The sequence below is a fragment of the Lysobacterales bacterium genome (assembly GCA_019634735.1).
In the GTDB taxonomy this organism is placed as follows: Bacteria; Pseudomonadota; Gammaproteobacteria; order Xanthomonadales; family UBA2363; genus Pseudofulvimonas.
The window spans coordinates 208,093-217,456 of the sequence record JAHCAT010000006.1 but is presented as its reverse complement, the minus strand read 5'-3'; the positions used below and the strand labels follow the sequence as shown (position 1 = coordinate 217,456).

Here is a 9,364-nt window from a genome sequence, read left to right as displayed (position 1 = left end):
TGTACGTGTTTCCGCACCTGGCGGGCACGGACCCCGTTCCCGTGCCGGGCTACACGACGGTTTTCCCGCTGTACCAGCGCGTGCAGTACGCGATGCCGGGCGAGCGCGTGGAGGACTACTGATGCGCTGGAAGCTCCCTTGGCCAAAGCTGGCCGTATCCGGCGCTGGCGGTGACGAGCAGCCGGACGGCTGGCAGCGCCACGTCGAGGCCTTACGCCAGGCCGGCATCCCCGAACCCGGCGCAGCGGTCCAGGGCCGCAGGCCGGCGACGGTAGCCGACGAGCAGGCGCTGTACGACGTCGCACCGTCGCTCGCGGAACTGCTGCCTTGGGTGGAGTTCCTGCCGCAGTCGAAGTCCATGCTGCTGGAGGATGGGCAGTCGGTCGCTGCCTTCTACGAGTTGGTGCCGTTGGGCACCGAGGGCCGGGAACCCGGCTGGCTCGCGCATGCCCGCGATGCCTTGGAGAACGCGCTCCAGGACTCGTTCGATGAGCTGGACGAAAACCCCTGGGTGCTCCAGCTCTACGCCCAGGACGAGCCCAGCTTCGACCAGTACATGCAGACCCTGCGCGACTACGTGCAGCCGCGCGCCCGCGATACGGCCTTCACCGAGTTCTATTTGCGCTTCTTCGGCCACCATCTGCGCGCGGTCGCCAAGCCGGGCGGCCTGTTCGAGGACACGGTGGTCACGCGGCTGCGCTGGCGCGGCCAGACGCGGCGGGTGCGCATGGTGATCTATCGCCGTGCCACCGGGCAGGCAAGCCGCCGCGGCCAGACGCCCGAGCAGATGCTGAACATCGTCTGCGACCGCCTGTCCGGCGGCTTGGCGAACGCCGGCATCCAGGCACGGCGCATGGTCGCGGCCGACGTCCACGACTGGCTGCTGCGGTGGTTCAATCCGCGCCCCGCGATGCTCGGGCCGAGTGCAGAGGATCGGGAGCGCTTCTACGCGCTGGCGCGCTACCCCGACGAGACCGAAGACGGCGAGATCGAACTGGCGAGCGGTCGGGATTTCAGCCAGCGGTTGTTCTTCGGCCAGCCACGCTCCGACGTGGAGCATGGCACCTGGTACTTCGACGGCATGCCGCACCGCGTGCTGATCACAGACCGGCTGCGCATGCCGCCCGGCACCGGACACCTGACCGGCGAGACCCGCAAAGGGGATGCCATCAACACGCTGTTCGACCAGATGCCGGAAGACACCTTGATTTGTCTCACGATGGTCGCCACGCCGCAGGATGTCCTGGAAGCGGATCTCAACCACCTGGCGAAGAAGGCCGTGGGCGAGACGCTGGCGTCGGAGCAGACGCTCAAGGACGTGCAGGAAGCCCGCTCCCTGATCGGCAGCGCGCACAAGCTCTACCGCGGCGCGCTGGCGTTCTACCTGCGCGGCCGCGACCTGGCCCAGCTCGATGCGCGCGGCCTGCAGCTCGTCAACGTGATGCTCAACGCCGGCCTGCAACCGGTGCGCGAAGAGGACGAGGTGGCGCCGCTGAACAGCTATCTGCGCTGGCTGCCGTGCGTGTTCGATCCGGCTGCCGACAAGCGCCAGTGGTACACCCAGCTCATGTTCGCGCAACATGCGGCGAACCTGGCGCCGGTCTGGGGCCGCAGCCAGGGCACGGGGCATCCGGGCATCACGTTCTTCAACCGCGGCGGCGGCCCGATCACCTTCGATCCGTTGAACCGCCTCGACCGGCAGATGAACGCGCATCTGTTCCTGTTCGGCCCCACGGGTTCGGGCAAGAGCGCGACGCTCAACAACATCCTGAATCAGGTGACGGCGATCTATCGGCCGCGCCTGTTCATCGTCGAGGCGGGCAACAGCTTCGGCCTGTTCGGCGACTTCGCGGCACGGTTGGGCCTCACCGTGCATCGCGTGAAGCTCGCGCCGGGCGCGGGCGTCAGTCTGGCTCCGTTCGCCGACGCCTGGCGGCTGGTCGATACGCCGAGCCAGGTACAGACGCTGGACGCCGATGCGCTCGACGAAGATCAGCCCGATGCCGGCATGGCCGTGGAAGGCGACGAGCAGCGCGACGTGCTCGGCGAGCTGGAGATCACTGCGCGACTGATGATCACCGGCGGCGAGGACAAGGAAGAAGCGCGCATGACGCGCGCCGACCGCAGCCTGATCCGCCAGTGCATTCTCGATGCGGCCCAGCATTGCGTGGCAGACAGACGCACTGTGCTCACGCGCGATGTGCGCGACGCGCTGCGCGAGCGCGCCCGCGACGCCACGCTGCCGGAGATGCGGCGCGCACGGCTGCTGGAGATGGCCGACGCCATGGACATGTTCTGCCAGGGCGTGGACGGGGAGATGTTCGACCGGTCCGGCACGCCGTGGCCCGAGGCGGACATCACCATCGTGGATCTCGCGACCTTCGCGCGCGAGGGCTACAACGCCCAACTCTCGATTGCCTACATCTCGCTCATCAACACGGTCAACAACATCGCCGAGCGCGACCAGTTCCTGGGCCGCCCGATCATCAACGTGACGGACGAAGGCCACATCATCACGAAGAACCCGCTGCTCGCGCCCTACGTGGTCAAGATCACCAAGATGTGGCGCAAGCTCGGCGCCTGGTTCTGGCTCGCCACGCAGAACCTGGACGACCTGCCGAAAGCGGCCGAGCCCATGCTCAACATGATCGAGTGGTGGATCTGCCTGTCGATGCCGCCCGATGAAGTGGAGAAGATCGCGCGCTTCCGCGAACTCAACGCTTCGCAGAAGGCGCTGATGCTCTCGGCCCGCAAGGAGGCCGGCAAGTTCAGCGAGGGCGTCATCCTGTCCAAGTCGATGGAGGTGCTGTTCCGCGCCGTGCCGCCCAGCCTCTACCTGGCGATGGCGATGACCGAGCCCGAGGAGAAGGCCGAACGCTTCCAGTTGATGCAGCAGCACGGCATCAGCGAACTGGATGCCGCCTTCCGCGTGGCCGAGAAGATCGACCGTGCGCGGGGCATCGAACCTCTGACGCTGGACACGTTGGCCTGACGGGAGCAACACGATGCGCATGCCTTCATTCGCCCGCCGTCATCCCTGGATCGGTCTGCTGATCGTGGCGACGACTGGGGTTGCCTCGTGGATGCTGCTGCGCGCGCCGCATCCGGCAACCGAGCCCATGTCCCTGGCCGCCGCCGGGTCCGAAGCGTCGAAACCGGCCGGCCCGCCCTGGCTGTATGGCCGTGCCGATGCGCGCTTCACGGTGGTCGGGTACGCCGACCTGGAGTGTCCGTACTGCCGGGCCTACTTCCCCGCGCTCAAGCGCTGGATCGACGCCCATCCCGAGGTGAACTGGCAGTGGCACCACCTGCCGCTGTCCATGCACGAGCCGGCCGCGACCGCCGGGGCACGCCTGGCCGAGTGCGCGGGCGAGACGGGCGGACATGCCACGTTCTGGCGGGCCGTGGCGTGGCTCTACGCGAACACCCGCGGCGACGGCCAGGGCCTGCCGGAGGGCGTGCGCTATCCCGACCTCACGCCAACCATGCAGGGTTGTCTCGACACCGATCGCCCCGATGCGGTCATCCGTGCCCAGGCGGCGGAAGCCGCACAGCAGGGCATCGCGGCCACGCCGGCCTTGCAACTGCGCGACCGCGAGTCCGGCAAGACCCTCCTGCTGCACGGCCCCGTCGAAGGCGATGCCTTGCTGTCGGCCATCGACCTGCTCGCCGCCGGCAGCACGACCGCAGCCAAACCCGCCCATTCCCCAGACATGCCCGCCGGCGTTGCCGGTGACATGCCCAGGTAGCCATCGATCTTCAAGGCTGCGGCGCGGCTCGTCCGCGTTGATCGAAACCCGTTCGCATCGCATCCCTTGACGCGAACAGCCACCGCATCCGCGGTGGTGGATGCCCGCTCGTCACCTGTTCCATCCCCATCGTCCCCAGGAGGGTTTGCCCTCCAGGGGCAGGCGCCCTCCGATCTCATCCATTGGAGGTTCGCCATGTCTCTTGTCATCGCCGACTCCCGCCCGGAGTCGCTCACCCTGATCGCCGCCCAGCACGAAGACTGGATCATCCGGCAGGCCATCACCCTGCTGGAGAACCGCGTGTTCAAGGCCGGTCCGGCGCTGGGCAGTCCCGCCGCCGTGCGCGACTACCTGCGCCTGAAACTGGTCGCGGAGCCGAACGAAATCTTCGCCGTCGTGTTTCTCGACAACCAGCACCAGGTACTCGCCTTCGAGCCGCTGTTCAAGGGCACGGTCGACCAGACTTCGGTGTATCCGAGGGTGGTGGTCCAGCGTGCGCTGGCGCTCAACGCTTCGGCGCTGATCCTGGCGCATCAGCACCCCTCGGGGAACACCGAGCCCTCGGCCGCTGATCGTGCGATCACCGAGCGGTTGAAGAGCGCCCTGGCCACCGTCGATGTCCGGGTGCTGGATCACTTCATCGTCGGCAAGGGCAGCCCGTACTCGTTCGCCGAAGCCGGCTTGTTGTAGTCCGCAGGCGTCCCTTTCGGGGGGCGCCTGTGCCTCTTGCCCCTCTCCACAAGAACTGCCGTTGAAAGTTCCGGTTGCCACGTTCGCGATGCGCTCTGTCTGATGGTCACGATTTTCGGAAGCGCGCCATGTGCTTGCGCGCGAGCGCTCTCAAGAGGAGGGTTCCTCGTACTTCCGAAACGCGCGCCAAAGTGCAACGTCATACGCGATCTTGAGCAGGCCGCAGGCCACCAGCGGCGCCGCCAGCCAGCCAGCGGCGCCGCCAGCCAGCCTGCGGCGAACAAGGCGCCGCCAATGGCGGGGCTCGCTGCGGCGGCGAGGCTCCTGGGTACAGCGGTGAAGCTTGCCGCCGCGGCGCGCTCGGCCGGCGTTACCACCGCCATGATGAAGGCCGAGCGCGTCGGCACGTCCATCTGCGACAGGGCGCTGCGCAGGAACAGCAGCGCGAGCGCCACCGGCAGACTATCGGCGAAGGCGGCGAGGATAAGACAGACGCTCGATGGGATGTGGGTAAACACCATCGTGTTGATCAGGCCAATATGGCGCGCCACCCAGGGAGCGGCGAGCTGAGAGCCGGCCGACAGCAGCCCAGCCCAGAAGAAGAACTGGCCGGCAGCGGCGAGCGAGAGGTCGAAACGCTCGAACAGCCAGAGCGCGAGCAAGGTATTGACGATCAACCCGCCAGCGAAGGCATCGACCGAGAACAGCGCCGCCAGTTTGATCACGATGCCGCGCGAAGGCCCCAGCGGTTCGGGCGACGCTGCCTGCTCGTGCATACGGTGGTCCGGCAAGGCGCGATACAGGACGAAGATCAAGACGCCGGTCAGCCCGTAGGCGACGAACATCAGACGCAACGCGTCGAGCTGGGCCAGGCCGGCATCGGTCAGCACTTGCGGGATCACGGTCGCCAGCGAACCGGTCGCGGCACACAAGGCGCCGACGAAGGTATAGCGCGCGAACAGGAAGGTGCGCGCCTCGCCTTGCGCCGATTCGGCCAGCCGCGCATGCTCCAGCGGCAGGAAGACGCTGACGTCGCCGGAGCTGGGGTTCATCGTACCGACGAAGGCGACGATCAGCAGCGGCCAGAAGGCGCCGATGCCGCCCAGGCCGGCCAGCAGCAGACCAGTGGCGGCCATCAGCCAGGCGGCGGCGAAGAGTAGCCGGCGCTGCGGGAAGCGATACCCCCACTGCCCGACCGCCAGGGTTGCCAGCGCCGACCCGAACAGGGTGGCAGTGCTGATCAGCCCGACCTCCCACTTGCCCAACCCCAAGGCCAGCAGATAGACCGGCAGCAGGATGGCCACAAAACCATCGGTGAAGGCCCGTAGGGCGCGACCGATCAGCAGCAGGCGTGCTTCGGGCGCGGCTCCGGGGGGCAGTAGCATCATTTCAAGCCAAGCAGGCGGGCAACCTTCTTCAGCGGCGTGTCGGCGCACCAGGCGTAGAGCGCGTCGTACATCACCATGCCGTGCCGGAGCATCTCGTGGTCGTCGGCGAAGTTGAGCGACAGCCCTTGCGAGATGGCGAGCAGGCCGGACGCTTCCTTCGCCAGCTGCGGCTGGCCGCAGTCGGCGGCGCGCACGATGAGCGCCAGCTTGTTCAAAGCCGGGTCGTCGAGTTCGTACTTGTCGATGAAGGCATCGAAGCTGCAGCGGTCGCCATGGTGGCCGAGCTCGACATTCGGCACGTCATAGGGAATCGCGCCGGTGTCGGCGGCGACCTTCAGGACCTCGCCAGCCGGCACGTAGAGGAACTCGGGAGCCTCGTCGATGAAGCGCGTGACCAGCCAGGGGCAGGCGATGCGGTCGATCTTGGGGCGTGCGCGGGTGACCCATTTCATGCTCCGCCCTCCACCTTGGCAAACGCAGCCTCGGCCGCCGTCCAGGACAGGTTCTGCATGAAGGCGTCCACATAGGCTGCGGCCTTGGCGCCGAAGTCCATGTGGTAGCTGTGCTCGTACATGTCGAGGGCGACGAGCGGCGTGGCCCCAGCCAGGTTGTGGGCGTGGTCGGCGGCCCAGGCGTTCACGAGACGCTCGCGGCGCGGGCTCCAAACCAGCAAGGTCCAGCCGGAGCCGCCGCCCTGGGCCTTGCCCATGGCCGTGAATTCGGCGCGCCAGGCGTCCACGGAGCCGAAGTCCCGCTCGATGGCCTGCTTCAACGCTCCGCCAGGGTCGCCGCCGGTACCGCCGAGGGAATCGAAGTACACCTCGTGCAGGATCATGGAACCGCTGGCGATCATCTCCTCGCGCTTGAGGCCGTTGATCTCGAACACCGGCGCCGCTCCCCAGGTCAATTGCGCCAGCTGTTGCTCGATGGCGTTGAGACGCTTGACCGCACCGCCGTAGTTGTTCTCCCAGTGGCTGACGATGAGCTTCTCGGACAGGCCGGTGAGCTTGGCTGGATCGCACGAAAGGGGCTTCAGTTCGTAAGGCATCTTGGCTTCCTCAGCAAGGTGGATCGGAAACGGCGCGACGAAGGCTGACTCGATCAGGTTCAGCCTTGGTTCGGAAACACCAGCCAGCCCGCCAATCCCGCCGCGAGGATCACGACGACGACGTTGAGCTTGTTCTTCCAGGCATAAAGGAACGCCAAGCCTGCGGCGAAGATCGACATGCCCATCGCCAGCGATGGGACACGTTCAGCCGTGACCTGCGCCAAGTCGAGGGTAGTTGCGCCGATCAGGCCGACTACGCCGGCCGCGACGCCGTCCAGGAACGCGTGCAGCCGTTTGTTCTCCACGACAGCCTCCAGCCGGTCGTAGAAAATCAACGAGAACGCAAAGGCCGGAAGAAAGACACCCACCGTCATGGCCACCGCCCCGATCGGCCCCCCTGCCACATAGCCGACGAACGTGGCGAAGATGATGAGGGGTGCCGGCAGCACACCGGACAGCGCCAGGCCGTCCAGGAACTGCCCATCCGTCATCCATCCGCGCCCGACGGCGTCATTGCGAACGAACGGGATCGCCGTGTAGGCACCACCGAAGGTGAGCAAGCCGGCCTTCAGGCCCGAGGCGAAGATGAGCAGCACCGAGGCTTGGCCCTGAACGACCGTTTCCACCAGCTTCGCCGCCGGCGCATCCCACCAAGCCACGGCCGCAGCCAGCGCCACCGCGCCCAGTGTCACCAAGAGCGCCAAGGCCCGATGCTTCAGCACGAGCAGCGCGTACACCAGGCCGCTCGCCGGCAGGGTGATCCAGAAGTCGACACGAGCCATGGCGGCCAGCGCGCAAACGATGGCAATGGCCCACAACCAGCGATCGAGCAGGATGTGCTCGCCGATACGGTGCACGGCGCGCACGATCAGGGCGATCACGGCCGCCTGGACGCCAAGGAACGCCGCGCCCAGCGAGGTGCCAACGAATTCGATCTGGAAGTACAGCCAGGACAGCGCGAACATCAGCAAGAACCCGGGAAGCATGAACCCGAGTCCCGCCAGTACGCCCCCCAGCCGCCCCTTCGCCCGGATGCCCAAATGAACGCATATTTCGTGCGCTTCGGGTCCGGGCAGTACCTGCATCACCGCAAGCAGCTTGTTGAAGCGTCTGCTGGAGATCCAGCGTTCCTCGTCCACGAGCTCGCGGCGCAACATGCCGATCTGAGCCACAGGCCCGCCCCATGCGAGCAAGCCGAACTTGAGGAAGCGCGCGAAGAGCTGCAGGTAGCTCATCGCTGGAGGGACCGCTTCAGTCGTGGCAGCGGTCTGAGGACTGGTCGGGGCGTTCACGTTGTTTTTTCCTCGTAACTCTTCAATAGCCAGTCAAAGACTTCGCATGCGCGGGTAAGCAGCGCGTCGTCGTCGGGTTCGGATGCCCGCAGGCCGGCGAGCAGCGATTCGATGCCCAGCGCTTCAGCTACCGGTAGCCCCCCCACATCCAGGCAATGCACGAGCTCGCCCAGGCGTATCAGTGCAGGGGCGGAATCAAGTCCGAAACTCGCCAGTAGCGTCTCGAAGCTGACCTTGGTGCCCACGTGACTAAAGGCCGCGCCGTCGAAATCGAAGCCAAGCCAATCGGCTTTGCAGTCGGCGGGACTCGCCAGCCAGACGATGCGGGCCTTTGGGTCGATGAACCGGCGGATCAGCCAGCCACTGGCCAGCCGGTCAACCCACGGGCGCGCCCGCGTGGCCCAGGTCCGGCCCTGATAGTCGGCGCGGTCCAGCCGCGGAACATCCGCCTGCCGGGCGGTCGGCTCGTCGGGAGACAGGCGGCGGGTGATCGCGTCGCGCAGGTCGTCGAGCAGGCTCAGGGTCTGCCGTTGCGCCTCGCCGGGGAAGAAATCGATGCGCGCCACCTGCTCGAAGCGGCGCACGAGCGGCTGGAGCTTGCGCGCGGCGGCGGCACCATCCAGGGATGCCAGGCTCCGCCCGAACGATTTGATCTCCTCGGCGATGCCGGCGTACTCCTCGCCCCGGTCGAACAGGGCGCGCAGCGCGGTCTCTTGGGCTTCGTCACACCCCGAGAGCCGATAGACCTCGCCGGTGCCCCCGGCTTCCACCGCCTGCGCCGCCACTTCGTCCAGCGTCACAGCACTGTCCACCGAGTCGGGCAGCAGATAGACCCCATCACGCAACGTGGCGCAGCCCAGCGCTTTGATCGAGCGCCAGACGCGCATGCGGCCGGTCGATGCCTTGGTGGGCAGGCTGACAAATAGGGCAACAAAGCTCAAGCACGGCTCCTTCGTCGCAAAGGGTGATCTATGTAATAGATTCTACAGCACGTTATAGATAAAACTACATTAGCGCTGAATCGTCAACTCAAGGCGACGAATGCAATGATCCAAACCATCGATGCCGATTCGCTTGCATCGCGTTTCTTGGGTTCGCGGGCACCTCAGAGTCGCGCACTGATCTCCGCCTCTGACAGGAGGCAAACACAACGCTCACAGCGGCGTAGGGCATGAAACCGGCAGGGGCCGAATGCGG

General features: G+C 66.7%; 8 protein-coding genes and 1 pseudogene. 4 read left to right on the top strand and 5 right to left on the bottom strand.

Annotated features, from left to right (window positions below; all coding sequences use genetic code 11):
* The 4 genes from KF823_07950 to radC form a co-directional block, all read left to right on the top strand.
* A partial coding sequence (locus KF823_07950; GenBank protein MBX3725834.1) for a TIGR03751 family conjugal transfer lipoprotein occupies window positions 1-122 on the top strand: 122 nt, incomplete at its 5' end.
* Complete coding sequence (locus tag KF823_07945) at window positions 122-2,992, top strand: conjugative transfer ATPase (protein ID MBX3725833.1); 2,871 nt, start codon at window positions 122-124, stop codon at window positions 2,990-2,992. The genes KF823_07950 and KF823_07945, both read left to right, overlap by 1 nt.
* 13 nt (window positions 2,993-3,005) lie before the next feature.
* Window positions 3,006-3,749, top strand: coding sequence for a thioredoxin domain-containing protein (locus KF823_07940; GenBank protein MBX3725832.1), 744 nt, complete (start codon window positions 3,006-3,008; stop codon window positions 3,747-3,749).
* Window positions 3,750-3,944: 195 nt separating this feature from the next.
* Window positions 3,945-4,439, top strand: a complete 495-nt coding sequence (gene radC, locus KF823_07935; GenBank protein MBX3725831.1) for a DNA repair protein RadC — start codon at window positions 3,945-3,947, stop codon at window positions 4,437-4,439.
* A 150-nt stretch (window positions 4,440-4,589) separates the two neighbouring features.
* On the opposite strand, the pseudogene KF823_07930 reads toward radC, so the two are convergent.
* From KF823_07930 to KF823_07910, 5 genes and pseudogenes are all read right to left on the bottom strand, one after another.
* Window positions 4,590-5,824: pseudogene (locus KF823_07930) on the bottom strand (MFS transporter).
* Window positions 5,824-6,279 (bottom strand): chromate resistance protein, encoded by a 456-nt coding sequence (locus tag KF823_07925; GenBank protein ID MBX3725830.1) that lies wholly within the window; start codon window positions 6,277-6,279, stop codon window positions 5,824-5,826. Before KF823_07925 ends, KF823_07930 begins: the two are co-directional and overlap by 1 nt.
* Window positions 6,276-6,875, bottom strand: coding sequence for a Fe-Mn family superoxide dismutase (locus KF823_07920; GenBank protein ID MBX3725829.1), 600 nt, complete (start codon window positions 6,873-6,875; stop codon window positions 6,276-6,278). Before KF823_07920 ends, KF823_07925 begins: the two co-directional genes overlap by 4 nt.
* Before the next feature lie 59 nt (window positions 6,876-6,934).
* Window positions 6,935-8,167, bottom strand: coding sequence for a chromate resistance efflux protein ChrA (gene chrA, locus KF823_07915; GenBank protein ID MBX3725828.1), 1,233 nt, complete (start codon window positions 8,165-8,167; stop codon window positions 6,935-6,937).
* Window positions 8,164-9,108: a chromate resistance protein gene (locus KF823_07910; protein ID MBX3725827.1), complete on the bottom strand. Its 945-nt coding sequence runs from the start codon at window positions 9,106-9,108 to the stop codon at window positions 8,164-8,166. The genes chrA and KF823_07910 overlap by 4 nt, the downstream gene beginning before the upstream one ends.
* Window positions 9,109-9,364: the final 256 nt, after the last annotated feature.

Coding starts and splice junctions, on each gene's coding strand:
- KF823_07945 (MBX3725833.1), top strand. CDS start 122: ATGCGCTGGAAGCTCCCTTGGCCAAAGCTGGCCGTATCCGGCGCTGGC.
- KF823_07940 (MBX3725832.1), top strand. CDS start 3,006: ATGCGCATGCCTTCATTCGCCCGCCGTCATCCCTGGATCGGTCTGCTG.
- radC (MBX3725831.1), top strand. CDS start 3,945: ATGTCTCTTGTCATCGCCGACTCCCGCCCGGAGTCGCTCACCCTGATC.
- KF823_07925 (MBX3725830.1), bottom strand. CDS start 6,279: ATGAAATGGGTCACCCGCGCACGCCCCAAGATCGACCGCATCGCCTGC.
- KF823_07920 (MBX3725829.1), bottom strand. CDS start 6,875: ATGCCTTACGAACTGAAGCCCCTTTCGTGCGATCCAGCCAAGCTCACC.